Raw genomic sequence first — 26,457 nt, 5'->3', positions numbered from 1 at the left:
GTGTTCCGCGGGTCCTTCGTGCAGGCAACTGGACGGGCGATCACGGGATCGGGCGTGGAGCATAGCAAATCGGCACGGGCATTGCGCCGACAAACTAATGCATCATTAGTACAAATGATTACCAGTGAGTTCGAGTCACGATTTCCCCAGCATGGCACGGATTGCGCTCATTGCCTCGGCGGCGGTCGCGCGGTTCTCCTCTTCGCTCTTCTGCACACCGATGCCCTCCCAGCGCAGCAGGTCGGCCTCGACCTCCTCGAGGAAACGGCTGGGCCGGACGTCTCGCCACTGGCCGTAGCGCCGGCGCCGGCGGGTCAGGGTGAACGTCAGGCTGCGCTGGGCACGGGTGATGCCGACGAAGCACAGGCGTCGCTCCTCGGCCAGCCGATCGTCTTCCTGGCAGTCCTGGTGGGGCAGGAGATCCTCTTCCATGCCCGAGAGGTAGACGTGCGGGAATTCCAGGCCCTTGGCGGCGTGCAGGGTCAACAGGCGCACGGCGTTGTCGTCCTGGTCGCGGGTCTTCTGCTCGAGGATGCCGAGCAGGCTCATCTTCTGCACCAGTTCGGTCAGCGAGAGCGACTCGCCGGAGTCGTTGTCCACCGCGATCCGCTCGGTCCATTCCAGCCAGTCCTGCAGGTTGGTCCAGCGCCGCTCGGCGGCCTTGGCGCTGTTCTCCTGCTCGCGCAGGTAGCCGAAATAGTCGACTTCCTCGAGCAGGCCGCGCATCGCCTCGGCGGCGGGTTGTTCGTCCATGCGCGACCGGGTGGCATCCAGCCAGTCGAGGAACTGGGTCAACTGGTGATGCACGCGACTGTCGAGTCGTTGCGCGGCGGTCACCGACCGGGCGGCGGCCGCCAGGTGGACGTGACGCTCGCGGGCGATCTGGCCCAGTCGTTCGAGCGTGGTCGGCCCGATGCCGCGCCGCGGGGTATTGATGATGCGCAGCAGCGCGGCGTCGTCGGACGGGTTGGCCATCAGGCGCAGGTAGGCCATGGCGTCCTTGACCTCGGCCCGCTCGAAGAACGACTGGCCGCCGGTGAGGATGTAGGGGATCGAGAGCTTGCGCAGCTGCTGCTCGATCAGGCGCGCCTGGTGGTTGCCGCGGAACAGGATCGCGAAGTTGCGATAGGGCGAGTCGTCCTTGAAGTGCCGGTGCAGGATGTCGGTGGCGATGCGCTCGGCCTCGTCCTCGGCGGTGTCGCAGACCAGCACGCGGTGCGCCTCGCCCGGACCGACCGCGCTCCAGAGGGTCTTGGGCTGGGTGGTCGGGTCGTTGGCGATCAACTGGTTGGCCGCGGTGAGCACGGTATTCACCGAGCGGTAGTTCTGTTCGAGCTTGACGGTGGTGAGGTTGGGAAAGTCCCGCGCCAGGTGCGAGAGGTTTTCCGGACGTGCCCCGCGCCAGGCGTAGATCGACTGGTGGTCGTCACCCACGGCGGTGAGCCGGCCGAGCTTGCCGACCAGCAGGCGCACCAGTTCGTACTGGCTGGCGTTGGTGTCCTGGTATTCGTCGACCAGCAGGTAGCGCACGCGGTTCTGCCAGCGCTCGCGTGCCTCGGCATCGTCGCGCAGCAGCTCGACCGGGCGCTTGATCAGGTCGTCGAAGTCCAGCGCGTTGCAGGCGGTCAGTTGCCGGGCGTAGTCGTCGTAGAGCGAGGCGCAGGCGGCCTCGACCTCGTCGGCACTGGTTTGCATGGCCTGGCTCGGGGTGAGCAGGTCGTTCTTCCACTGCGAGATCTGCCACTGGGCCTCCTTGGGCTCGATCATCCCCGCCGCCGACTCGTTCTGCTGCAGCAGCGACTTGATCAGGTTGAGGCTGTCCTCGGCGTCGAGCACGGTGAAGCCCGGGCGCAGGCCGAGGGTGCGGATCTCGCGGCGGATGAGGTTGAGCCCGAGGGTGTGGAAGGTCGAGATATTGAGCCCGCGCCGGCGCTCGGCGGGCAGGCGCTGGCCGATGCGCTCGGCCATCTCGCGCGCGGCCTTGTTGGTGAAGGTCACCGCCCAGATGCCGCGCGCGGGCGTGCCCTTGGACTCGATCAGGTGGACGATCTTCTCGACGATCACGCGCGTCTTGCCCGATCCCGCGCCAGCGAGCACCAGCAGCGGGGTGTCGATGTGCCGCACGGCGGCCTGCTGTTGCGGGTTCAGCCCTTGCATGGCGCAACCGGGGGGCGGTGGTGACGGGCGGTGGCCGCCTCGAGCAGGGCGGCGGCGAGGATCAGCGCGCCGCCGGTCCAGATGTGCGCGCCGTGGATGCGATCGCCCAGCCAGGTCGCCGAGGCAACGGCGACCAGCAACTCGAGGGTCATCAGGATGGCGGTGCGCGAGGCGGGCAGGCGCTCGACGGCGTATTGCGTCGCGAGCACGGCCGCCAGCAGCATGGTCGCCCCGTAGAGCGCGCTGCTCCCGACCGCGGCGAGCGTCGGCGTCACGCCGAACTCGCCGGAGACCGCCCAGGCGATCAGGCCGAGCACCACGGTCGATCCCTGCATCAGCGAGAGCTTGATCGGGATGGGCTGCTCGTGGAGAAAGCGGAACAGGGCGTTGGCACCGGCGAGCGAGAAGCCGGCGATCAGCGCGAACCAGTCGGCCGGATGCAGGCCGTCGCCAAAATCGGGACCCAGGATCAGGAAGGCGCCCGCCAGTGCGCTGACCACCGCGAGGATGCGCGCCGGACTCAGCGGTTCCTTGAGAAAGAACCGGCCGAACAGCACGCCCCAGGCGGGGATCAGGAAGAACAGCATCATCGCCCGGACGACGTCGCCGTAGACCATCGCCATGGTAAAGCCCACCCCCGAGACGCCCGCGGCGAAGGCCAGCAGGGCCAGCCACTCCCAGTTCAGCCGCGTGATCGGCGGTCGGGTCGGCTCGTGCCACGCGCGCCAGGCAAACGGCAGGATGATCAGCCATTGCGCGGCGTAGGCGATGACGGTCAGCAGGATCGGGCCGATGCCGAGCGAATGGGCGTACTTGAGCCAGATCCAGGTCAGGCCCCACAAGGTGGAGCCCGACATCAGGATCAGCGTGGGCGGCACGCGCTCGCCCGCTGTGATCGCGGGCGTCACGTCAGGCGCGCCGTGTCGACCGGCAGGTCGGGGAAAACAGGCCCTCGATCACGAGCCGTCGACCCAGACCCGCGCGTTCTCGAACAGGCGCAGCCACGGGCCGCGGTCGGTGGCCGGGTCCTGCTGGTCGGCCGACCAGCGGTCCGGGCGCCAGGAGAGCTGGCTCGCGCGCCAGACCCGCTCGGGGTGCGGCATCATGATGGTGAAGCGCCCGTCCTCGGTGGTGAAACCGGTCTCGCCGCCGGCCGAGCCGTTGGGGTTGGCCGGGTAGTTTTCGGTGGCGATGCCGTGGCCGTCGACGTAGCGCAGGGCGGTGAAGGCCTGCTCGGCGTCCTCGGGGCGGCGGTAGGCGACGCGGCCCTCGCCGTGGGCGACGGTGATCGGCAGGCGCGAACCGGCCATGCCCGCGAGCAGGACCGACGGCGACTGCGGGATCTCCACCAGCGAGAGCCGCGCCTCGAACTGCTCGGAGCGATTGCGCAGGAAACGCGGCCAGTGACCGGCCCCCGGGATCAGGTCGGCCAGCTGCGAGAACATCTGGCAGCCGTTGCACACGCCCAGGCCGAAGGTGTCCTCGCGCTCGAAGAACGCCTGCATGGCGTCGCTGGCCCGGGCGTTGTAGCGGATGGCGTGCGCCCAGCCCGACCCGGCGCCGAGCACGTCGCCGAAGGAGAAGCCGCCACAGGCGACCAGCCCCTTCATGTCGGTCAGGTCGTGGTGGCCGGCGATCAGGTCGGCCATGTGCACGTCCACGGCCTCGAAGCCGGCGGCGGTGAAGGCCGCGGCCATCTCCACCTCGCCATTGACGCCCTGTTCGCGCAGCACCGCGATCCGCGGACGGCTGCCGCTGGCAATCATGGGCGCGGCGACCGACTCGCTGACATCGAAGCTGGCCTGACTGCCGGCCAGCTGCGGATCGTCGAAGTCGGTGGCGGCGGCATAGGCCTGCTCGGCGGTGGCCGGGTTGTCACGCAGGGCGCTCATGTGGAAGGAGGTCGCCGACCAGATCGCCTTGAGCTCGGTGAGCGGGCGATCGATCACGGTCTTGCCGCGCCAGTCGACCTGCACCTGGCGTTCGGTGGTGGCCCGGCCCAGCTCGATCAGGGCCTCGCCCAGACCGGCGGCCTCGAACTGTTCGCGCACGAAGGCGGCATCGCCGGCCTTGACCTGGAAGGCCGCGCCAACTTCCTCGGCGAACAGCCCGGCCATGGGGTCGCCACCCAGGTCGTCAATCGACAGATCCAGCCCGCAGCGCCCGGCGAAGGCCATTTCGAGCAAGGTGGTGATCGCCCCGCCGTCACTACGGTCGTGGTAGGCGGTCAGATAGCCCAGGCGGTTTAGCTCCTGGACCAGGTCGAAGAAGGCCTTGAGGGGGGCGGCGGCGATGTCCGGCGTGGTCGAGCCGGTGGCGTTGTAGACCTGGGCCAGTGCCGAGCCGCCCAGGCGGTTCTGACCGAGGCCCAGGTCGACCAGGAACAGGCGGTTGTCGACGTCCGAGACCAGCTCCGGGGTCAGGGTGCGGCGCACGTCGCTGACCGGGGCGAAGCCCGTGACTACCAGCGAGACCGGCGAGGTGACGGTCTTTTCGGACGTGCCGTCCTGCCAGCGGGTCTTCATCGACAGCGAGTCCTTGCCCACCGGGATGCTGATCCCCAGCGCCGGGCAGAATTCCATGCCGACGGTGCGCACGGTGTCGAACAGGCGGGCGTCCTCGCCCTCGTGGCCGCAGGCGGCCATCCAGTTCGCCGAGAGCTTGATGCGGTCGGTGCCCTCGATGGCGGTGCCGGCGAGATTGGTGACCACCTCGGCCACCGCCAGGCGTGCGGAGGCCGGCGCGTCGAGCAGCGCGACCGGGGCCCGTTCGCCCATGGCCATCGCCTCGCCGTGATGGTGATAGAAATCTGTGGCGGTCACCGCGCTGTCGGCCACCGGCACCTGGGCCGGACCGACCATCTGGTCGCGGGCGACCAGGCCACCGACCGAGCGGTCGCCGATGGTGATCAAAAAGCTCTTGTCACCGACGCCGGGCAGGGCGAGCACGCGATCGAGCGCGTCGTTGAGCTCGATGCCGTCCAGGTCCAGGTCACGCCCGACGCTGGGGGTGTGCTTCACGTTCCGGTGCATCTTCGGCGGGTGACCGAACAGGGTCTGCATCGGCAGGTCGACCGGGTTGTCGCCAAAGTGCGGGTCGGCGACGCGCAGGTGCTGCTCGGCCGTGGCGGTGCCGACCACGGCGAACGGGGCGCGCTCCCGCTCGCACAGGGCGGCGAAGCGTTCGAGGTCACCCGGCTGGATCGCGAGCACGTAGCGCTCCTGCGATTCGTTGCACCAGATGGCCAGCGGCGACATGCCCGGCTCGTCGTTGGGAATCTGGCGGAGATCGAAGCTGCCGCCCATGCCGGCGTCGTTGATCAGCTCGGGCAGGGCGTTGGACAGGCCGCCGGCGCCAACGTCGTGGATCGAGACGATCGGGTTGGTGTCCCCGAGCGAGATGCAGCGGTCGATTACCTCCTGGACGCGGCGTTCCATCTCCGGGTTGGCGCGCTGGACCGAGGCGAAATCGAGCTCGGCGTGGCCGGCGCCGGAATCCTGCGAGGAGGCCGCGCCCCCGCCCAGACCGATCTGCATGGCCGGGCCGCCCAGCACGATCAGCAGGTGGCCCGGGGCGATCGGTTCCTTTTCGATCAGGTTGGGGCGGATCACGCCGACGCCGCCGGCAATCATGATCGGCTTGTGGTAGCCCCAGGCGTGGCGCTGGTGCGCGCCCTCGTCGTCGCCGGTGTTCATCTCGAGCGTGCGGAAATAGCCGCCCAGGGCGGGACGGCCGAACTCGTTGTTGAAGGCCGCCGCGCCGATCGGGCCGTCGAGCATGATCTCCAGCGGGCTGACGATACGGTCCGGGCGACCGATGTCCGCGGTGGCCGCCTCCCAGGGCTGGGGCAGCTCGGGGATGCGCAGGTTGGAGACCGAAAAGCCGGTCAGGCCCGCCTTGGGCTTGCCGCCCCGGCCGGTCGCACCCTCGTCACGAATCTCGCCGCCGGCGCCGGTGGCCGCCCCCGGGTCGGGCGAGATCGCGGTGGGGTGGTTATGGGTCTCGACTTTGGCGAGGAAGTCGATGCGTTCGTCGACCATCTCGTAGGTGCCGGTGACGGGATTGACGGCAAAGCGGGTGCCGTCCTGGCCCTGGAGGACCGCGGCGTTGTCCTTGTAGGCCGACAGCGTGCCCTCGGGATGGCGCTGGTGGGTGTTGCGGATCATCGCGAACAGCGACAGGTCGCGCTCCTCGCCGTCGATGGTCCAGTCGGCGTTGAAGATCTTGTGACGGCAGTGCTCGGAGTTCGCCTGGGCGAACATCATCAGCTCGACGTCGGTCGGGTCGCGGCCCAGGTCCTGGTAGGCGCCGGCGAGGTACTCGACCTCGTCGGTGCTCAGTGCCAGGCCCATGCGCTGGTTCGCCGCGGCGATTGCACCAACGGCATCGTCGCCCAGCGTGACGCGGGAGAGCGGCGTGGGCTGGGCGTGGGTAAACAAGGCCTCGAGCGCGGCGGGGTCCTCATAGACCGCCTCGGTCATGCGGTCGTGCAGCGCCTCGAGCAGGGCCGGTCGCCAGTCGAAATCATCGGCGTTGATCGTGCGCCCGGCGACCGCGAACTCGATGCCCCGCTCGATACGCTCCACCCCGGCAAGGCCGCAGATGCGGGCGATGTCCGTGGCCTTCGAGGACCAGGGCGAGATGGTCCCGGCACGCGGGGCCACCACGACCCGGGGCCAGACCGGCGACCAGTCTTCGGTGCGCTCGCCGTAATCGAGCAATTCGTTCAGGCGGGCGTCGTCGACCTCGCCACCGTCGCCGATATCGACCAGGTGAACGAACCGGGCATGCACGGCCTCGATCCCGGGATGGATGGCGGCCAGCCGCTTTTGCAGCTTGGCGAGTCGAAACGGGGATCGGGCGGCGTTACCGGTGATGATGCGCATAGGTCGGTCGGGCGTTTCGGTGTGTGTCGGGTGGCGAGCACGGGCCGGCTGTCACCGCCGTTGGCGGGGGCGCGTCGTGGCTCGGATCGAGGGCGGGAATTGTACAACAGGCAGGCCGGAACCTTGGCAGGTCTGCGGGCGGGTCAGTCAAATGCCACCCGCAACGACGCGCTCGGCCTCGGGTCGCCCATCCCGATTCGAATGGCACGGACGACCCGGACGACCCGGGGATCAGGCGAGGAACAGCGCGCGCCAGTCGCGATTGTCGTTGTGCGGCAGCTCGGGCGTCGCGCCGGGCAGCGGCAGCTCGATACCGATCTGGCACTCGCCGCTGTCGAGGCGACGGAACCAGATCACCTCGCCGAGCAGGTAGAACGGCTCGGCACTCTCCTCGAGGCGGGCGACCACCTCGACGCCGCTACCCGGGCGCACGCGCTCGGCCCAGTCGGCGGCACAGCAGAGATTGAGCCCGTTGGCGCTGATGTCGACGATTCGTCCGCTGCCCACCGGGTGGGATTCATCCCGCAGGCGCAGCAGGCCGGTGCCGGTCTTGTCGAGTCGCATGAAGTCGCGACGGTCGCGATATTGCTCCTCACCGTTGGCGCGGGTCGCGTGTTCAGTGTTCATCGCGAGGCTCCTCCAGTTGGGCGCGCAGCGTGGCGAGCGAGCGGGCGAACCGGGGATTGCCGAAGACCAGCCGGGTGCGCTCGGCGAACAGATCGTCGAGCACCTGGGCGACCGGCAGGCTGAGCTTGGCCTGACCGGTGCGGTTGGCAAAGTTGACCACGCCGTTGTCGGGATCGAGGTCACGGATCTTCAGGCGGCGCAGCGCCCGCCCGGGACCGGTATACACCTCGAACCATTCCTCGCTGCGGCTCTGCTGGTCGAAGAAATCCTTCACGGTCGGCAGCGAGGCGAGCAGCAGGCCATCGGTGGGAATGGCGGGTTCGGACGGGGGCTGATCGGCCTCGGGCTCGTCGATGGCCGACTCGGTTTCGTCGGACGCGCCGCGACTCGACGGGGTCTTCTGGGCAGGCGAGTCGCTGTGGTTCGGGGCGAGTTCGACCGGTGAGGGAATGGTCAGCGAGTCGGAGGCGACGGTCTCGGTTTCGGTCGGCGCGGTCTCGCCGGCAACGTCGGCGGCCGGTGCCTTCTCCTCGGCCGCTGACGGCGTGGCCACCCGCGGGGCGTCGCTCGCCGAATCGGGGCGTGAGGTCGCCGTCGATTCGGCGAATTGGAGGCCCTCTCGGCTCTGCGAGTCGAGATAGGCGAGGAAGGCGTCGAGCGCCTGCTGCTCGTCGGCGAGCAGGCCGTCGCTGGTCTTGTCGTTGAAGACCTGGGAGGCGTTCCGACCGAAGGCCTTGACGTCATCGGGGCCCAGCGTGGGGTCGATCTGCAAGGTCAGGGCATCCTGCAGCAGGCCGATGATGCCGGCCCAGGGAGCGCTTTGACGGCCCTGGTTGATCATGGTGCGGACCATGAAGGGTTGGAAGACGTCGTCGAGCAGGGCGCGCGTCGGCTCGCGCAACGGCATGTCGTTGACGTGCCCGGCGAGGATCTTGCCCACGCGGATGCGACAGCGCTCCTCGATCTGGGCGAGGCGTTCGTGGGCCGGGGTGACCGCCGGTTCCGGGGCCTCGACCGGCTTGCCGCGCGAGATGTCACGCAACCGCTCGGAAAGGGGATCGAGTTCGGCCGGGTTTTCCAGCACGGCTTGCTGGATCGGGACCAGCATCGCGGCGGTCGATTCGATATCGGGCTTCAGGTCGGGGTCGGAGCCGATCAGGGCGAGCAGGTTGAGGATGCGACGCATCGGGTGGTCGGCATCCGAGAGGAAATGCCGGTCACGGGCGGCGAGCAGCAGCACGGCCAGTTGCAGGGTGGCAATCTGACGGCGATGGCGCGGATCGATCAGCCCGTCGTTGAGCACGTCGCTCAGGGTCATGCCCACCAGGCGGATGATTTCCCGGCTGCGGGTCGGCCAGTTGGCGATCGGCAGCGTCGGCTCGAGCCGGTCCATGATGAAGCCGGCGAAATCTTCGGTGCGCCAATCGTGGTCACGCTCGAAACGGAACAGGTACTGGTCGTCGCCGCCGATCGTCGCGCGCACCAGGGGCACCAGGCGCTCGGCGAGCCCGTCGGGGGACGGACCGGCGTGCTGCGGCACGTCCGGAATGGCCGGCTGGGCGGTGGCCGGCGTGACGGCGGGCGCGGCGTCGGCCAGCGGGTCGCGCAGACGCTTGATGCCGGGCAGGACGCCCACCTGGATCAGGTAATCGTTGAGCACCGAGTAGATCGGGGTAAGCCGGAACAGCACCTGCTCGCCCCAGTGAGCGATCAGGCGGCGGCGTACGGTCTCCGGCAGGTCGCGGGTCTGGGCGAGGAAGGCCCGACTGATCGATTCCAGGGTGAACAGCCCGGCGGGGACATGGTCCGGATCGTCCTCGTGCAGTTGGCCGACACGGGCCTCGAACTGGGTGTGCTCGATGCCGCAGCGCTGGCCGGCCTCGGCGAGCTCGTCCTCGAACCGCAGGGCACGGGTACGGTCACCGATCAGCTCATGCCACTCGGCCGTCTGCCATGGCGCGGTGGGCCTCTGCAGTTCGCCGGCGAAGGCGCGGAAGAAGCCGTCCTGTTCGCTGCGACACAGGGCAATCGCCTCGAAGGCCTCGGCGCGTCGATCGCTGTCGGTCTCCGACGAGGCCAGGTCGAACAGTTGCCGCTCGGCCTGGGCGAACAACCGCTTCATGCCTTCGTGCAACGCCGCGCCCATCAGGCGGGCCAGTTCGTCGCGGACCTGGGCGGGGCTGGTCTGGAATCGATTCATCATTGCGGTTCAGCGTTCGATATCGCGTGATAGAGCTCCAGGTAGGAGCGCGCACTGGCCCCCCAGTCGTACTGCTGGGCCATCGCCTGCCGGCGCACCTGTGACAGATCGTCGGGACGATTGAACAGGGCGGTGAACTCGTCGATCGACCAGAGGATCGAGTTGACGTCGACGTGGTTCATGACGATGCCCGTCGCGCTGCCGTCACGCAGGGTGGCCGGCGTGACCGGCGTGACGGTGTCGGCCAGGCCGCCGACGCTGTGCACGATCGGTACGGTGCCGTAGCGCAGGCTGTAGAGCTGGTTGAGCCCGCAGGGCTCGAAACGACTCGGCATGATGAACGCATCGCCCCCTCCCTCAAGACGGTGGGCCAGCCCCTCGTCGTAGCCGATGCGCACCGCGATGCGCTCGGGGTCGGCCTCGGCGCGTGCCCGCAGGGCCTGCTCGAAGCGGCGTTCGCCGCTGCCCAGGCAGGCGAACTGCACGTCGCGCTGGCCCAGCATCGACAGGGCCTGGATGACCAGGTCGATGCCCTTCTGCTCGACCAGTCGGCCGACGTGCACGATCAGGGGCACGTCGTCTCGTATCGGCAGGCCGAGCTCTTTCTGAAGGGCTGCCTTGTTGGCGGCCTTGCCGTCGAGCGTCTCGCGTGAATAGGGCGCGACCAGGGCCGGGTCGGTTTCCGGGTTCCAGTCCGAGCCGATGCCGTTGAGGATGCCGACCAGCGAGTCGCGCCGGTGGCGCAGCAACCCGTCGAGCCCGTAGCCGAATTCGGGTGTCTGGATCTCGCGTGCGTAGTTGGGACTGACCGTGGTGATGCGATCGGCGAACACGATGCCGCCCTTGATGAACGACATGTTGCCCCAGAACTCGAGTCCGTCCGGACGCCACAGGCTCCACGGCAGTCCGAGGCGTTCGAAGGTGGAGCGGTCGAACACGCCCTGGTAGGCGAGGTTGTGCAGGGTGAAGACCGTCTGCGGCTTTTCCGCCTCGTGGAGCAGGGCCGGGATCAGGCCGGTCTGCCAGTCGTTGGCGTGCACGACGTCCGGACGCCAATCGGGATCGACCTCGCCGGTGGCGACCGCGACGGCCGCGCGCGCGAACAGGGCGAAGCGGTCGGGGTTGTCGTGCCAGGAATTGCCGTCCGGACCCATGTACGGGTTGCCCTGGCGTGCCGAGAAGGTGGGGTGGTCCACCAGATAGACGCGCACGCCGCTGTCGGGCATGACGGTATGCAGGATGTCGACCGGCTGGCCCAGCACGTCGAGACGCGCGAGGTGTTCGGTGGTCTGGTCCTCGCGCAGGGCGAGATCGCCGTAGCGCGGCAGGACCAGGCGCACGTCGACTCCCAGTTCGGTGAGCGCGGCGGGGAGCGCGCCGGAGACGTCGGCGAGCCCCCCGGTCTTGATCAGGGGATAGGCTTCACTCGTCGCAAACAGCACAGACAGCGACACGTCGGTATCTCCTTGATAACGGTTGGGGCGGCCGGATCAGGCGGCGCCGAAAGGGCGTCACGCCCCTGGGGTGATGCCTTGGGTCACGCCTTGGGGACACGTTGAACGCGTTCCCCAAACCGCCAAGTATCGCATGTTATCCGACCGTGGTGGGTTCGGCACAGCGGGAGTCGTCAGTCGCCGCCGTGCTTTAGCACCACCGCCGACAGGCCGGGCAGATCAAGCGTCAGGCTTGCTGGCTGGTCGTGCCAGGGCGTGGCCTCGGCCGCGCCGGGGGACGGGTTTTGGCCCGATCCGCCGAACCCCTCGCTGTCGGTGTTCAGCAGCACCTGGTAGCGCCCGGGCTCGGGCACGCCGATACGGTAGCCGGGTCGCTCGACCGGGGTGAAGTTGATGACCACCACCACCGTCTCGAAGTGGCCGTCGCGTCGGAAGCTGATCACCGACTGATTGCGGTCGTTGCAGTCGATCCAGGTAAAGCCGCCGGGCTCGAAATCGCGCTCGTGCAGTGCCGGCTCGTGCCGGTAGCGGAAGTTGAGCTGGTCGACCAGGGCCTGGATGCCCTGATGCGGCGGGTACTCGAGCATCCACCAGTCCAGTTCGTGCGCGTGCGACCATTCGTTGCCCTGGCCGAACTCGTCGCCCATGAACAGGAGCTTCTTCCCCGGGAAGGTGTACTGCCAGGCGAGCAGCAGGCGCAGGTTCGCGAATCGCTGCCACTCGTCGCCGGGCATCTTGGCGGGCAGGGCGCGCTTGCCGTGGACCACCTCGTCGTGTGACAGCGGCAACACGAAGTTCTCGGAAAACGCGTACAGCAGGCCGAAGGTCAGGCGGTTGTGGTGATGCGGCCGGTGAAGCGGGTCTTCGGCGAGGTAGGCGAGCGAGTCGTTCATCCAGCCCATGTTCCACTTCATGGAAAACCCGAGACCGCCGTGTTCGGGCGGCCGGGAGACCATCGGCCAGGCGGTGGATTCCTCGGCGATCATCAGCGTGCCGGGGTTGCGCGACAGGATGGTGTGGTTGAGTCGCTGCAGGAACTCGATCGCCTCGAGGTTTTCCCGACCCCCGTGGCGGTTGGGCAGCCAGTCGTCGCCCTGGCGGGAGTAGTCGAGGTAGAGCATCGAGGCGACCGCATCGACGCGCAGGCCGTCGAGGTGGAGTTGCTCGATCCAGTACTGCGCCGAGGCGATCAGGAAGTTCTGCACCTCGCGGCGGCCGTAGTTGAAGATCAGGGTGCCCCAGTCGCGGTGCTCGCCACGACGGGGATCCTCGTGCTCGTAGAGCGCGCTGCCGTCGAAGCGCGCCAGGGCGAACTCGTCACGCGGGAAATGCGCGGGCACCCAGTCGAGGATGACACCGATGCCCGCGGCATGGGCCCGGTCGACGAAGCGGCAGAAGGCGGTCGGGCTGCCGAAGCGGCTGGTCGGGGCGAAATAGCCGGTGGTCTGGTAACCCCACGAGGCATCGAAGGGATGCTCGGTGACCGGCAGCAGCTCGATGTGGGTAAAGCCACGCTCCTGGACGTAGGGGATCAGTTGGTCGGCGAGTTCGTCGTAGGTCGGAAAGCGACCGTCGGGTTGGCGCCAGGAGCCCAGGTGGACCTCGTAGGTCGCCATCGGCGCCTGGTCCCATTGCCAGTGCTCCCGGCGGGCGATCCAGTCATCGTCCTGCCATTCGTAGGGCTGAAAATCGGGGACGATCGCGGCGGTGTCGGGGCGCAGCTCGAAGGCCCGGCCGAGAGGATCGGTGCGCAGCCGCGTCTCGCCGGTGAGCCGGCTGGTGATCTCGAACTTGTACAGGTCGCCGACCGTAATGCCCGGGACGAACAGCTCCCAGACGCCACTGTCGCCCAACACGCGCATGGGGTGGCGGCGGCCGTCCCAGTCGTTGAACGTGCCGACCAGGCTGACGCGTTCGGCGTTGGGGGCCCAGACCGAAAACCGGGTGCCGACCACCTCGTCGACCGAGAGCACCTGGGCGCCCAGCATCTGCCAGAGCTGCAGGTGGCGCCCCTCGGCAAACAGGTGCAGGTCGAGTTCGCCGACCGTGGGCAAAAAGCTGTAGGGATCGACGATGTCGTAGCGGTGCCCGTCGGGCAGGGTGACCGTGTAACTCGGGTGCTTGGGCACCCAGGAGCGGGGCAGGGTCACCTCGAACAGGCCCGGGCAATCCGGGTGCGGGTTCAAGGCCATGGGCTCGCCGTCGCGGTCGACGGTCTCGACTGCCTCGGCGTGCGGCTGATAGGTGCGCAGCTGGAGGTTCTCGTCGTCGACGGCGTGCACGCCCAGGACCCGGTGCGGGTCGTGGTGGCGCGAATCGACGAGGGCTTGAAGGTCGTTTTCCATGCGAAATTGATCCCGGTTGTTTGGCGCGCGGGTGGGGATTCCCTGACGGAGCCCGAGGTTACCTGGCGGCGATCAGACAGCGCCGGACTCGACCGTGCCGAACCATGGTCCCACGATGGCCCGACTATGGCATAGCGGCCGGTCGGCGGCGAGCCAGGGTGAGTCGGTCGGTTTGGCGCAAAATTGTTATACCCGGGAAACGGGGATGCGCTAGGCTCATGGCTGGCAGGCATCAGGCAACGAGGGCCTGCCTCGAATCAAGGAGCGCGAGAGGAATTTCGGGATGATTGTCGACAGCCCCAAGCGACTGGTCAGTCGAATCACCAGGGACACGTTGGCGTTGGTGCTGGCGGGTGGACGCGGCTCGCGACTGCGCCAGTTGACCGACTGGCGGGCCAAACCGGCCGTGCCGTTCGGCGGCAAGTTCCGCATCATCGACTTCCCGCTCTCCAATTGCGTCAACTCCGGCATTCGCCGCATGGGCGTGCTCACGCAGTACAAGGCCCATTCGTTGATCAAGCACGTGCAGCTCGGCTGGGGCGGCAACCACGTCGCCCGCGGCGAGTTCGTCGAACTGCTGCCCGCCCAGCAGCGCATGAACGACCAGTCCTGGTACAGCGGCACGGCGGATGCGGTCTACCAGAACATCGACATCCTGCGCGCGCACGAGTCGGAATACACCCTGATCCTCGCCGGCGACCACGTCTACAAGATGGACTACGGCCCGATGATTGCCTACCACGTGGAAAAGGGCGCGGACCTGACCATCGGCTGCATCGAGGTGCCGGTCGACCAGGCCCGCGCCTTCGGCGTGATGGGCATCGACCGGGAAGGGCGCATCGAGAGCTTCGTGGAAAAGCCCGACGACCCGCCGCGCATGCCGAGCTCGCCCGACTCGTCGCTCGCCTCGATGGGCATCTACGTCTTCCGCACGGAATTCCTGTTCGAGCAGCTGATCCTCGACGCCGACGATCCCGATTCCGAGCACGATTTCGGCAAGAACGTCATCCCGCGCCTGATCGAGGAGCACCAGGTCTACGCCTACCCGTTCCGCGAACCGGGCCTGACCGACCAGCCGTACTGGCGCGACGTGGGCACCATCGATGCGTACTGGTCGGCCAACCTCGAGCTAATCGGGGTGCAGCCGGACCTCAATCTCTACGACACCGACTGGCCCATCTGGACCTACCAGGAGCAGTTGCCGCCGGCGAAGTTCGTCTTCGACGAGGATGGGCGGCGCGGCATGGCGATCGACTCGATGGTGAGCGGTGGCTGCATCATCTCGGGGGCCGTGGTGCGCCATTCCCTGTTGTTCTCCAACGTGATGGTGCGCGAACAGGCCTACGTCGAGGACGCGGTCATCCTGCCCAACGTCCAGGTGGGCGAGGGGGCCGAGGTGCGCCGGGCGGTGATCGACAAGGGCTGCCTGATCCCGCCCGGCATGAAGATCGGGGTGGACCCGGAATCGGACAAGGAACGGTTCGAGGTCAGCCCGACGGGCGTGGTGCTGGTAACCCCGCAAATGCTGGGTCAAAAGCTCCACATGGTGCGCTGAACCCGGTTCGGGGCAGCGACCTTCAGGGAGGTCTGCACGAATGCCAACCGCTCTGCGTGCCTTGAGCGGGGCAGACGCAAGGCGCTCGTCCGCCGCGGCAGGGTGATCCCCTTTCCAAGGACGACAACGCCGCCGTTGCCCGGCTCAAGGCGCACCCTGCGGGGGCTGCCAGAGTGACATGGCATTTGTGCCGATCTTCCTTCACGACCAACCGGGCGCCGGTGGCGCCCATCGGGTGATTTCGTCATGGCTACCCATCGCCCCGCGAGGACCGTGTCGGTGGTCTTTCTCTGGCACATGCACCAGCCGGAATATCGCGACCCGCGCGACGGCGTGTACCAGCAGCCCTGGACCTACCTGCACGCGATCAAGGACTACGCCGACATGGCCGCCCATCTCGAACGCTGGCCCGAGGCGCGCGTGGTGGTCAATTTCGTGCCGATCCTCCTCGAGCAGCTGGCCGATTACGCCAGCCAGATCGAGCGTTACCGCCAGACCGGCGATATCACGCAATTGCGCGACCCGATGCTCGTCGCGCTGGTCGAGCCCGCCGCGGTGACCGGCGAGCGGCGCCTGGCGGTGCTGCACGGCCTGTTGCGAGCCCATCGGGAACGCATGATCGAACGGTTTGAGCCGTTCTCGCGACTGGTCGCCGCCGTCGAAGGGTTGCTGGATACCGCCGACCCGGCGGGCTATGCCAGCGATGCCCTCATCGGTGACCTCTCGGCGTGGTATCACCTGGCCTGGGCGGGCGAGACCTTGCGCCAGGGCGATTCCCGCCTTCGCGAGTTGTTGGCGAACGATGGCGGGTTCAATGCGACGGCGCGACAATCCCTGCTCCACGTGATTGGCGAGACGATCGGTGACCTGTTCGACCGCTATGGTCGGCTGGCCGACCGTGGTCAGATCGAGCTGTCCATGACGCCCTACGCCCACCCGATCCTGCCCCTGCTCCAGGATCTGCGTGCCGGGCACGAAGCCGAGCCGGATGCCCCGTCACCCCGGGCCGAGGTGTACCCCGACGGCGAGGAGCGCGCCCGCTGGCATATCGATCACGGTCGCGAGGTGTTTCGCCGCCTGTTGGGCCGCGATCCCACCGGTTGTTGGCCCTCGGAGGGCGCGATCTCCGAGCCGACCGTGCGGCTGCTCGACGAGGCCGGCTTTTCCTGGGCGGCGAGCGGCCAGCAGGTGCTGCGCAACAGCCTGAACCACGCCCACCAGGCGCTGCACTGCGAGCACCGCGTGTTCGCGCGGCCCGGCCAATCGCTGCGCCTGTTCTTCCGCGACGACGGCCTGTCGGACCGAATCGGGTTCGACTATCAGAACTGGCATGCCGACGACGCGGTCGAGGATCTCACCCATCACCTGGTCTCGATCGCCGACACCTGTGACCACCTGGGGGTCGAGGCACCCGTGGTGCCGATCATCCTGGATGGCGAGAATGCCTGGGAGCACTACCCCGACAACGGTTTCTGGCTGCTCGACGGGCTGTACAAGCGCCTGTCCGCCCATCCGCGTATCGAGATGACGACGTTCTCCGCCGTGCTTGACCGCGCGCCCGAGCACGTGGAATTGAAGGCACTGGTCGCGGGCAGCTGGGTGTACGGCAACCTCGCCACCTGGATCGGCGAGCCGGCCAAGAACCGCGCCTGGGACCGTCTGGTCGAGGCGCGACGCGCCTACATCGAGGCCGAGGCGCGAGGTCGCTGGAACCAGGAAACCCGTGCGCGCAACGCCCAGCAGCTGGCCGTCTGCGAGGGATCGGACTGGTTCTGGTGGTTCGGTGACGACAACCCGGCCGAGGCCACACGCGATTTCGACCGGTTGTTCCGGCTGCAGCTGGCCCGTCTCTACGAACTGCTCGAGCGCCCCGTCCCGGCCAACCTGGACGAGCCGATCAGCGTGCCGACCAGCAAGCCGGGACAGGTGACCGGTGGCGGCACGATGCGTCGGGGCCAGGCGTGAGCGGAGCCCCGATGACCGCCACGCCGTTTGAGCCGCCGGCCACGCGCCGACGCGCGGGGCTGCTCCTGCCGATCGGCAGCCTGGCGACTCCCGGATTCGGGGACGATGCCCGCGAGGTACTCCGGTTTCTCGCCGAGTCCGGCCTGTCGGTATGGCAGGTGCTGCCCCTGGGGCCCACCCATCCCGACAACAGTCCCTACCAGTGCCTTTCCTCGTTCGCCCTGGAACCGGCCTATCTGGACGAAGCCGATCTCGCCACGGATCCCGGTTTCGCTCCCGGGGTATCGGTGGAGGCACGACGGCGGGGTGAGGGCGCCGGCGAGGCCCTGCGCTCGGGATTCGAACGGTTTCGTGAACGCGAATCGCATTGGCTCGAGGATTACGCGCATTTCATGGTGATCCGCGGCGAGCAGGACGGTCGTTGCTGGCTGGAGTGGCCGGACGGACTCAGGGACCGCGAACCCGAGGCCATGCGGGTCATCGAGCAGGCCCATGGCGATCGCATCGAGGCGGTCGCCTTCGAGCAGTTCCTGCTCGAACGGCAATGGCAGGCGTTGCGCAAGCAAGCCCGAGAGCGTGCGCTGTGTCTGTTCGGCGATCTGCCGATCTTCGTGGCCGGCGACTCGGCCGATGTCTGGGCCAATCGGTCGTTGTTCCAGCTCGATGCCAGTGGCCGGCCCAGCGTGGTGGCCGGGGTGCCGCCCGACTACTTTTCCGCCACCGGGCAGCGCTGGGGCAACCCGTTGTTCGACTACTCGCGCATGGCGGCGGACGGGTTCTCGTGGTGGAAGCAACGGCTCGCCCGACACCTGGCCTTGTATGACTGGGTACGGATCGATCACTTTAGGGGGATTGCCGGTTACTGGGCGATCCCCGTCGAGGCCCCGGATGCCACGCAGGGGCGATGGGTAACCGGTCCGGGGGCGTCGCTGCTCGAAGCGCTCGAATCGGTGGCAGGCGACCGCTTGCCCCTGGTGGCCGAGGACCTGGGCGTGATCACCGACGAGGTGATCGAGTTGCGCGATCGCTTCGGGCTGCCGGGCATGGTGGTCCTGCAATTCGCCTTCGACGGCAACGAGGGAAACCCCCATCTGCCGGTGCATCATCGGGAGCGGAGTGTCGTCTACACCGGGACGCACGACAACGACACCTCGCTCGGCTGGTGGTTGTCGCTCGACGAGGCGAGCCGTGCCCGTGTGCGTCGCTGGCTCGAGTCGATGCAGGGGATCGACCCGGGACTGCCGATGCCCGAGGCCTTGATCGAGTCCGCACTCGGATCGCCGGCGAACCTCGCGATGCTGCCGGTCGGTGACGTGCTGGGGCTCGGCTCCGAGGCGCGCATCAACGTCCCGGGAACCCGCGAGGGCAACTGGTGCTGGCGGGTGCCGACCGGAGCGCTGGATGATCGCCTCGCCCAGCGGCTTCGCGAACGGCTGGCCCGCCACGACCGACTTCCCTGAGCCCGCGCCGGTTGTCCGGTGTGTCATGAAAAAGGCCGCCGCTCGACGGATCGAGCGACGGCCTTTGCGTTTGATCGGCTCGGGCTGGTGGTCAGCCGGTGTTGCGCATCCCGGCGGCGATCGCGTTGATGCTACGCAGCAGCGGCGGCAACCACTTTTCCCGTTCGGCCTCCGGCACGCTTTCGTCGCGATGACGTGAGAGCAGGGTGATCTGGATGTGGTTGAGCACGTCCAGGTACGGGTTGCGACGCATCATCGAGGTGCCGATGTACTCGTCGATCTCCACCAGCGAGTCGGCGTGCGCGACTTTCAGCAGTTGCTCGACGGCGCACTCGTATTCCGTGCGGATCTTCTCGTAGACCGCCTGGGCCTGCTCCTGGTCGGAGACCAGACCGGCGTACTCCCGCGCGATGGTCATCTCGCCCTTGGTCAGGGAGAGCTGGGTGTTGCGCAGCATGCTGTGGAAGAACGGCCACTGCTCGAACAGGTCGTGCAGCAGTTCCTCGCGTCCCGGGTTTTCCTCGCGCCAACGCTTGAGCGCCGAGCCCATGCCGTACCACGCCGGCAGGGTGTGGCGCGATTGCGACCAGCCGAACACCCACGGGATCGCGCGCACCGAGGCCTTGGAGAGATCGCCCTTCTTGCGCGAGGTCGGGCGGGAGCCGATGTTCAACAGGCCGAGCTCACGGACCGGGGTGGCCTCGTGGAAGTAGCGGAAGAAGAATGGCGTGTGGTCGGTCAGGTCGCGGTAGGCCTCCTCGCCGTAGCGGGCCAGATCGCCCACCACGTGCTCGAACTCCTCCGGCACCGGGTTCTCGTCGACCACCTGGTGCTGCGAGGCCTTCATCAGGCCGGTCGCCCCCATGGTGAGCTCGTAGATGGCCGTCTCGTTGTTGCTGTACTTCGAGGACAGCACCTCGCCCTGTTCGGTGAACTTGATCTGCCCCTCGACGGTGCCCTGCGGCAGCGAGAGGATCGACTCGTGGGTCGGGCCGCCGCCGCGCGCGACCGTGCCGCCACGCCCGTGGAACAGACGGCACTGGATGCCGTGGCTGCGGGTCAGACGGATGACGCGTTTCTGCGCGTTGTACAGGCTCCAGACCGAGGCGAGCGAGCCGCCGTCCTTGCAGGAGTCGGAGTAACCCAGCATCACTTCCTGCAGCTCGCCGGAGGCGCGTACCAGGCCACGGTAGGTGGGGTTGTCGAACAGCGTGCCGAGCACGTGCTCGATGTGCTTGAGGTCCTCGATGGTCTCGAACAGCGGCGAGACCTGGATGTCGGAGAACCAGTCGCCGGATTCGGTCTTGCCCACCAGGCCGGTCAGCGAGGCGAGATACATCACCTCCATCACGTGGCTGGCCGAGTGGGTCATCGAGATCACGTAGGTGCCGAAGCACTCGCGGCTGATGTGATCGATCAGCTGGCGCTTGACCTCGAGGACCTTGATCACCTCGCGGGACTTCTCGCTCAAGTCCGTGCCCAGGGCATCGACCCGGTGCGAGCCGGCCTCGATCAGCTCGCCCAGCACGCGGGTGCGGTCGTCCTCGGCCAGGTTGGCGTAGTCGATTTCGGGGGCGAGCTGCTTTAAGACCTCGGTGACGGTTTCGGTGTGCTCGGTGGATTCCTGGCGAATGTCCAGGCGCACCAGGTGCCAGCCGAAGGTCTCGGCCAGGCGGATCAGGTCCTTGAGGTCGCCTTCGGCCAGCAGCCGGTCGCCGATGCCGATCAGGGAATCGCGCAGGCGGTACAGGTCGTCGAGGAAGGCGTCCTTGCTCTGGTAGGCGCGCGGGTCGAGCGCGGTCGGCTTGCCGTCAAGCTCGCTGTGGATGTAGGCGAGGTTGTAGCGCAGGCGCTGGCGGATGGCGCGCAGCTTCAGGCGGTAGGGCTCCTCGGGGAAGAACTCGCCGTCCTGCTGGTTGGCCTCCAGCATGCCCAGCGCCTCGGCATCGGTCTTGAGCTGCAGCTGCTGGCAGTCGATCTCCGGCACCAGCTGCAGGGAATGGGTCAGGATGCGCTTGAGCGTCTCGAGCCGGTCGAGGTATTCCTTGAGGATGGTCTCGGAGGCGAGGCAGACGGCCTTGATGGTCACGTCGTGAGTGACGTAGGGGTTGCCGTCGCGGTCGCCGCCGATCCACGAGCCGAACTTGAACAGGCTCGGCACGGTGACCGGCTTGTCGGGGTGGGCGTCGTTGTAGTTCAGGTTCACCGCGCGCTCGAGGTAGCGGTAGGCCTTGGGCACCGCCGCGAAGATCGAGGTGCGGAAGTAGTACATGCCCAGGCGGATCTCGTCGGACACCTCGGGGCGCGTCGTGCGCACCTCGTTGGTGCGCAGCAGCGCCAGGATGATCGATTTGACTTCATCGAGCAGACGTTCGCGCTCGACCCCGGTGGACTCCGGACGGTCGAGTTCGCCACACAACAGGAAGATGCGGCGCTGCAGGTCCATGACCGTGCGGCGCTTGGCCTCGGTCGGGTGGGCGGTGAATACCGGCATGTACACCAACTGGTCGAGCAGGCCCTGGAGCTGTTCCGGGGTCATGCCCTCGCGGGCAAAGCCGCGGATGGTGTCGTAGAACGAGCCGCGCCACAGGCGCAGGCCGCGCCGGATCTGGCGGCGACGATGCTGGTGGGAGTAGTCTTCCTCGGCGATGTTGACGAGGTTGAAGTACAGGCCGTAGGCACGCACGACCAGGTTGAGGCTGTCGGCATCCAGCGCCTCGATCTCGTCCATCAGCTCGCGGTAGAGCGCCGGATCGTAGCTCTTGCGCAGGCGGATGAAGCCGCGGCGCAGGCTCTCGACGGTGTCGAAGACCGCCTCGCCGGCCTGTTCGCGGAGCACCTCGCCGAGCAGGTTGCCGAATAGGCGCACTCGGGCGCGCAGGGCCTTGTCCTTGTCTTTGCTTGTCGTCATCGCGTATGAGTTCTCGCGGATTGATGGTTGCGGCTCCGGGCCGCTGGTTATCTCGGCCGGAGTGGCCCGTCCGACCGCGGGGACCCTGGGGTTGGCCCGTGGGAAGGGGGTCGGGATCGTCGGGCAAAATCGCGGGCATTATAGCGATTTCTGGCCTCTCTTGCCGGTTTGCGGCCCCAGGCCGGTGCCGGGTTTCGCTCGAGCCCCCGCCACGGCGGGATCCCTGTCGTGTCGTTTCTCGCCGCTGGGCCTCCGGTTTTTGCGAGGCCGTCATGGAAAACCAACAGGCGTTGGCTAGGCTTGAAACAGGCTGTCTCGAGATGACGCACGCCGACATGGCGCAAAGCTTGCTCACTGTTCTAGACGCGTGTTCCTGCTCGATCCCCCTCGGTGATGACGGGGCGAGCGGGCACGGCGTTGATCGGTCGTTGACCGTTGCCCGATCCGGGCGCATGGTCGGGGAGCCAGACGATTCCCGGGCTGGCAAGACCCGGCAGGCGCGGTATCGGCCGGTCCGGACCTTGCGTTGTTTTGCCGTTCGCCGTTTTTCAACCGTTGGACGGTTACCCGTTGCACGATTATCAGGAGTGTAAGCCGATGAAACTCGCCATTTTCGGTCTGGGGCGCATGGGCGCCAATATGGCGCGGCGCCTGTCGCGCGGTGGCATCACGGTGGTGGCGCACAATCGCAGCCGGGCGCCCATCGACGAGTTGCTGCACGAGGAAGACCACATCGTGCCCGCCTACGAGGAGGCCGACGTCTTCCGCGAACTCGACGGCCCACGCGTGATCTGGTTGATGCTGCCGGCGGGCGCGATCACCAGTCAGGCGATCGAGCGATTGTTGCCGCAGATGAGCCCGGGTGACGTGCTGGTCGACGGGGGCAACTCGCGGTACAGCGAGACCATGGCGCACGCCGAACGGGTCGAGGCGGCCGGGGTGCATTTCCTGGATTGCGGCACCTCCGGCGGTGTCTGGGGCCTGAAGAACGGCTACAGCCTGATGGTGGGCGGCACAAAGGCCGGGTTTGCCCACATCGAGCCCGCGATCCGCGTGCTCGCCCCCAGCCCTGACTCGGGCTGGGGGCATGTCGGGCCGGCCGGCGCCGGGCACTTCACCAAGATGATCCACAACGGCATCGAATACGGGATGATGCAGGCGATGGCCGAGGGGCTGGCCGTGCTGCGCAAGAAATCCGAGTTCGACCTGGACCTCGCGCAGGTAACCGAGTTGTGGCGCGAGGGGTCGGTGGTACAGAGCTGGCTGCTGGATCTCACCGCCGAGGCACTCAAGCAGGAAGGGCAGGGTCTCGAGGCGATCCGCCCGCACGTGGCCGACTCCGGCGAGGGCCGTTGGACGGCCATCGAGGCGATCGATCTGGGCGTGGCCGCGCCGGTCATGACGCTGGCCCTGCAGATGCGTTTTGCCAGCCAAGACGACGAGGGCTACGGCAACCGGGTGCTCGCGATGATGCGCAACGCCTTTGGTGGTCACGTGGTGCAACGCCGGGACGAGTCATGAGCTCGCGGCCGGTGAGTGTGCGAGAACGCGGGAGTGCGGCCCATGCGTAAGGCGATCCGTCGTGAACCGCCGCGTCCGGTCACCATCGTCATCTTCGGTGCGACCGGCAGCCTGTCGCGCAAGAAGCTGTTGCCGGCCTTGTACCAGCTTGAACGGGCCGACCGGCTGGCCGAGGGCAGCCGCATCATCGGCTTCGGTCGGCGTGACTGGGACGATGCCACCTGGCGTGAGGAGGTACGGCGCCTGTGCCTGGCAGGCGAACCGGGCGAGGACGACTGCCCCTCGGACGATTCCATCGAGCGACTGCTCAGCAAGCTGCATTTTCACAACGGCGACTTAAACGACACCGGTTGCTTCGAGGATCTCGCGGACCGGCTGACCCATGCCGAATTTCCCGATTGCGTGGTCTTCTACTTCGCCGTGTCGCCGTCGGCCTTTGGCGCGATCTGCCGCAACCTCGGCGCCTGCGGGCTCACCGACGAGACCCTGGGTTGTCGGCGGGTGGTGATCGAAAAGCCGTTCGGCCACGACATCGACAGCGCCCATGCCCTCGACGGCCTGCTCCATCAGTACTTCGACGAGCACCAGATCTTCCGCATCGACCACTACCTCGGCAAAGGCACGGTACAGAACATCATGGTGATGCGGTTCGCCAACCTGCTGCTCGAGCCGCTGTGGAATCGCAACTACATCGATCACGTCCAGATCTCGCACGCTGAGCAACAGGGTATCGAGGGCCGCGGGGCGTACTACGATTCGGCCGGGGCCCTGCGCGACATGGTCCAGAGCCACCTGATGCAGATGCTGGCGCTGACGGCGATGGAGCCGCCGGCCTCGATGGATGCCGAGGCGGTGCGCGACGAGAAGGTCAAGGTGCTGCGCTGCATCCGCCCGATCTCTCACCGCGGCGTGCATGCGCAGGCCTTCCGGGCGCAGTACTCGCGCGGGATGGTCGACGGGGTCAACGAGCCGGGTTACCTCGACGAACCCGGTGTGGCGGACGATTCGGTAACCGAGACATTCGCCGCGCTCAAGCTCTACATCGACAACTGGCGCTGGCGCGACGTGCCGTTCTACCTGCGCACCGGCAAGCGCATGGCCAAGAGCCATTCCCAGATCTCGATTCGCTTCCGGGAGCCGCCACAGCAGTTGTTCCGCGAAACGCAGGTGGCGAACACCGCGCCCAACTGGCTGTTGATCGGCATCCAGCCCGAGGAGAACTTCCGCTTCGAGATGCAGATCAAGACCGAGGGGCTGGAAATGCGCACCCGCACGGTCCAGATGGACGCCACCTACACCGGGGAGGAACCGGCGAACCTGGACGCCTACGCGACCCTGTTACTCGACGTGATCAACGGCGATCAGACGCTCTTCCTTCGGTATGATGAGGTCTCCTGGGCCTGGCGGGTGGTCGATCCGATCCTGCGCAACTGGGCGGTCGAGCGTGACTACATCCCGACGTACCCCGCGGGCAGCTGGGGGCCGCCGGAGGCCGATCGCCTGTTCGATGCCGACTCGCACCGCTGGCGAAACAACCTCAAGATCCCTGGAGAGGATTGATGCGAAAGGAACGGTATGTCGGCCGGATGAGCCCCATCTGGCAGTTGCTCGAGGTCAAGGCGACCGAACACATGCGCCGCCACCCGAACGACTGGTTCCAGACGGATGGCAACCGGGCGAACCGGCTGTCGGGGCACGCGGCGGGGCTGTCGATCGACTACTCCAAGCAGCGCGTCACCGACGACGTGATCGACGGGCTGCTCGCGCTGGCCGAGGAGCGCGGTGTGCTTGAGCTGCGCGACGACATGTTCAACGGCGTGCACATCAACGGCAGCGAGGACCGCGCCGTGCTGCACGTCGCCCTGCGCAACCGGTCCAATCGACCGATCGTGCTCGACGGTCAGGATGTCATGCCCGAGGTCAACGCTGTCCTCGACCACATGGAAACCTTCGTCGAGTCGGTCCAGTCGGGCCAGTGGAAGGGGTATGCCGGCGACCCGATCACCGACGTGGTGAACATCGGCGTGGGCGGCTCGGACCTGGGTACGCGCATGGTCTGTCGCGCGCTGGGCTCCTATGCCGACCGGGGCATCCGGGTGCATTTCGTCTCCAATATCGCGCCCAGTGATCTGGCCTCCAAGCTCTCGATTCTCGACCCCAAGACCACGCTGTTCGTGGTGGCCTCCAAAAGCTTCGGCACCCAGGAAACGCTCGCCAACGCCCGCTCGGCCCGTCGCTGGTTCCTCGAGAGCGCGCCGGACGAAGAATCCATCAAGAAGCACTTCGTCGCCGTTTCCACCCACACCGAGCGGGTGCGCGAGTTCGGCATCGACCCGGACAACATGTTCCCGATCTGGGACTGGGTCGGGGGGCGCTACTCGCTATGGTCGGCCATCGGCCTGCCGATTGCGCTGTATCTCGGCATGGATCGCTTCAAGCGCCTGCTGGACGGGGCCCATGCCCTGGATGAGCATTTCCGGCTCAACACCGGCCGGGACAATCTGCCGTTGATCCTGGGGCTGATCGACGTCTGGAACGCCGATTTCCTGGGCTCGGATTCGCTGGCGGTCTTCCCGTACGGCACGCGGCTGGGCTTTCTGCCCGCGCACCTGCAACAGGTGATGATGGAATCCAACGGCAAGCGGGTGCGCATCGACGGCCAGCCGGTCGACTCGCACACCAGCGCGGTGCTCTGGGGCGGGCTCGGCACCAACGGGCAGCACGCCTTCTACCAGTTGCTGCATCAGGGCACGCGCCTGATCCCGTCGGACTTCATCAGCGCCATCCGGACCCACTCGCCGATCGGCACGCAACAACGCCAGTTGCTCGCGAACCTGGTCGCGCAGAGCCGGGCGTTGATGCTCGGCCGCACGCAGGAGGAAGTCGAGGCGCAGATGCGTGCCGAGGGTGCCGACGAGGCGACCATCGAACGGATCGCGCCGCACCGCGTCTGCCCGGGTGGCCAGCCGTCGAACACGATCCTCTTCCCGCAGATGACCCCCGAGGCGGTCGGTGCCTTGCTTGCCCTCTACGAACACCGGGTATTCGTCGCCGGCGCGGTCTGGCAGATCGACTCCTTCGACCAGTGGGGCGTGGAGCTCGGCAAGCAGATGGCCAACGAGCTCGAACCCTTCATCGGCAGCCACCAGGAAGACGGGGCGTTCGATGGCTCCACGCGTTGGCTGCTCGACGAGATACGCCAGCACTGGACGCCCGCCCAGAACGGCGAGGACGCCTCCTGATCGAGGTGCCGCACCTCGTGTCCCGGACCGACCGGGGCGCTTGCCCGTCCGGTGTCGCTCGCTTCCGGTAGAATCCGCTCGCAAGTTCGACGCCATCCGACCGGTCCGGTCCGGCGTCGATCGATCGTTTGTAT

Annotated in this window: 14 protein-coding genes; 6 read left to right on the top strand and 8 right to left on the bottom strand. The window is 67.5% G+C overall.

All coding sequences use genetic code 11. From position 1 onward, the window contains the following. Positions 1 to 135 precede the first annotated feature (135 nt). From LV475_RS09310 to glgB, 7 genes are all read right to left on the bottom strand, one after another. On the bottom strand, positions 136 to 2,157 hold the full coding sequence (locus tag LV475_RS09310) for a UvrD-helicase domain-containing protein (RefSeq protein ID WP_136867214.1): 2,022 nt from the start codon (positions 2,155 to 2,157) through the stop codon (positions 136 to 138). After that, positions 2,145 to 3,065 carry a DMT family transporter gene (locus LV475_RS09305; protein WP_250106182.1) on the bottom strand — a complete coding sequence of 307 codons (921 nt, stop codon included), beginning with the start codon at positions 3,063 to 3,065 and terminating at the stop codon, positions 2,145 to 2,147. Before LV475_RS09305 ends, LV475_RS09310 begins: the two co-directional genes overlap by 13 nt. A gap of 48 nt (positions 3,066 to 3,113) precedes the next feature. After that, on the bottom strand, positions 3,114 to 7,043 hold the full coding sequence (gene purL / locus LV475_RS09300; protein WP_250106181.1) for a phosphoribosylformylglycinamidine synthase: 3,930 nt from the start codon (positions 7,041 to 7,043) through the stop codon (positions 3,114 to 3,116). A 231-nt stretch (positions 7,044 to 7,274) separates the two neighbouring features. Further along, positions 7,275 to 7,670 (bottom strand): PilZ domain-containing protein, encoded by a 396-nt coding sequence (locus LV475_RS09295; RefSeq protein ID WP_136867217.1) that lies wholly within the window; start codon positions 7,668 to 7,670, stop codon positions 7,275 to 7,277. Beyond that, positions 7,660 to 9,873: a DUF1631 family protein gene (locus LV475_RS09290; RefSeq protein WP_136867218.1), complete on the bottom strand. Its 2,214-nt coding sequence runs from the start codon at positions 9,871 to 9,873 to the stop codon at positions 7,660 to 7,662. The genes LV475_RS09295 and LV475_RS09290 overlap by 11 nt, the downstream gene beginning before the upstream one ends. Beyond that, entirely contained in the window at positions 9,870 to 11,318 is a 1,449-nt protein-coding gene (gene glgA, locus LV475_RS09285; protein WP_136867231.1) for a glycogen synthase GlgA, read from the bottom strand. The genes LV475_RS09290 and glgA overlap by 4 nt, the downstream gene beginning before the upstream one ends. Positions 11,319 to 11,497: 179 nt before the next feature. Beyond that, a complete protein-coding gene (glgB, locus tag LV475_RS09280; protein ID WP_136867219.1) occupies positions 11,498 to 13,669 on the bottom strand; it encodes a 1,4-alpha-glucan branching protein GlgB in 2,172 nt (723 codons plus the stop codon). 283 nt (positions 13,670 to 13,952) lie between these two features. Here glgB and glgC point away from each other — a divergent pair, with 283 nt between their 5' ends. The 3 genes from glgC to malQ all read left to right on the top strand — a co-directional run bounded on the left by glgC (position 13,953) and on the right by malQ (position 18,649). Further along, positions 13,953 to 15,224 (top strand): glucose-1-phosphate adenylyltransferase, encoded by a 1,272-nt coding sequence (glgC, locus tag LV475_RS09275; protein WP_284047287.1) that lies wholly within the window; start codon positions 13,953 to 13,955, stop codon positions 15,222 to 15,224. Between the two features lie 246 nt (positions 15,225 to 15,470). Beyond that, the gene (locus tag LV475_RS09270; protein WP_250106180.1) at positions 15,471 to 17,189 is read left to right on the top strand and encodes a glycoside hydrolase family 57 protein; all 1,719 of its coding nucleotides are present in this window, start codon (positions 15,471 to 15,473) and stop codon (positions 17,187 to 17,189) included. Between the two features lie 11 nt (positions 17,190 to 17,200). Next, complete coding sequence (gene malQ, locus LV475_RS09265) at positions 17,201 to 18,649, top strand: 4-alpha-glucanotransferase (RefSeq protein WP_136867221.1); 1,449 nt, start codon at positions 17,201 to 17,203, stop codon at positions 18,647 to 18,649. 91 nt (positions 18,650 to 18,740) lie between these two features. Here the strand turns inward: malQ and ppc are convergent, their stop codons facing one another. Further along, positions 18,741 to 21,560, bottom strand: coding sequence for a phosphoenolpyruvate carboxylase (gene ppc, locus LV475_RS09260; RefSeq protein WP_136867222.1), 2,820 nt, complete (start codon positions 21,558 to 21,560; stop codon positions 18,741 to 18,743). A gap of 435 nt (positions 21,561 to 21,995) precedes the next feature. Here ppc and gnd point away from each other — a divergent pair, with 435 nt between their 5' ends. From gnd to pgi, 3 genes are read left to right on the top strand one after another with little or no spacing between them, the layout of a single operon-like run. Next, positions 21,996 to 23,081, top strand: a complete 1,086-nt coding sequence (gene gnd / locus LV475_RS09255; protein ID WP_331281107.1) for a phosphogluconate dehydrogenase (NAD(+)-dependent, decarboxylating) — start codon at positions 21,996 to 21,998, stop codon at positions 23,079 to 23,081. Positions 23,082 to 23,123: 42 nt separating this feature from the next. Beyond that, positions 23,124 to 24,641, top strand: a complete 1,518-nt coding sequence (zwf, locus tag LV475_RS09250; protein ID WP_136867224.1) for a glucose-6-phosphate dehydrogenase — start codon at positions 23,124 to 23,126, stop codon at positions 24,639 to 24,641. Further along, positions 24,641 to 26,323, top strand: a complete 1,683-nt coding sequence (gene pgi, locus LV475_RS09245; protein ID WP_247709515.1) for a glucose-6-phosphate isomerase — start codon at positions 24,641 to 24,643, stop codon at positions 26,321 to 26,323. Before zwf ends, pgi begins: the two co-directional genes overlap by 1 nt. The last annotated feature ends 134 nt before the right edge of the window (positions 26,324 to 26,457 follow it).

It is taken from the genome of Guyparkeria hydrothermalis (assembly GCF_023555375.1).
GTDB lineage: Bacteria > Pseudomonadota > Gammaproteobacteria > Halothiobacillales > Halothiobacillaceae > Guyparkeria > Guyparkeria hydrothermalis.
This window is presented reverse-complemented; position numbering and strand designations above follow the sequence as displayed.

Excerpts from the sequence above, each read along its gene's own strand:
- LV475_RS09310 (WP_136867214.1), bottom strand. The coding sequence starts at position 2,157 with ATGCAAGGGCTGAACCCGCAACAGCAGGCCGCCGTGCGGCACATCGAC.
- purL (WP_250106181.1), bottom strand. The coding sequence starts at position 7,043 with ATGCGCATCATCACCGGTAACGCCGCCCGATCCCCGTTTCGACTCGCC.
- LV475_RS09295 (WP_136867217.1), bottom strand. The coding sequence starts at position 7,670 with ATGAACACTGAACACGCGACCCGCGCCAACGGTGAGGAGCAATATCGC.
- LV475_RS09290 (WP_136867218.1), bottom strand. The coding sequence starts at position 9,873 with ATGATGAATCGATTCCAGACCAGCCCCGCCCAGGTCCGCGACGAACTG.
- glgB (WP_136867219.1), bottom strand. The coding sequence starts at position 13,669 with ATGGAAAACGACCTTCAAGCCCTCGTCGATTCGCGCCACCACGACCCG.
- glgC (WP_284047287.1), top strand. The coding sequence starts at position 13,953 with ATGATTGTCGACAGCCCCAAGCGACTGGTCAGTCGAATCACCAGGGAC.
- LV475_RS09270 (WP_250106180.1), top strand. The coding sequence starts at position 15,471 with ATGGCTACCCATCGCCCCGCGAGGACCGTGTCGGTGGTCTTTCTCTGG.
- malQ (WP_136867221.1), top strand. The coding sequence starts at position 17,201 with ATGACCGCCACGCCGTTTGAGCCGCCGGCCACGCGCCGACGCGCGGGG.
- ppc (WP_136867222.1), bottom strand. The coding sequence starts at position 21,560 with ATGACGACAAGCAAAGACAAGGACAAGGCCCTGCGCGCCCGAGTGCGC.
- zwf (WP_136867224.1), top strand. The coding sequence starts at position 23,124 with ATGCGTAAGGCGATCCGTCGTGAACCGCCGCGTCCGGTCACCATCGTC.
- pgi (WP_247709515.1), top strand. The coding sequence starts at position 24,641 with ATGCGAAAGGAACGGTATGTCGGCCGGATGAGCCCCATCTGGCAGTTG.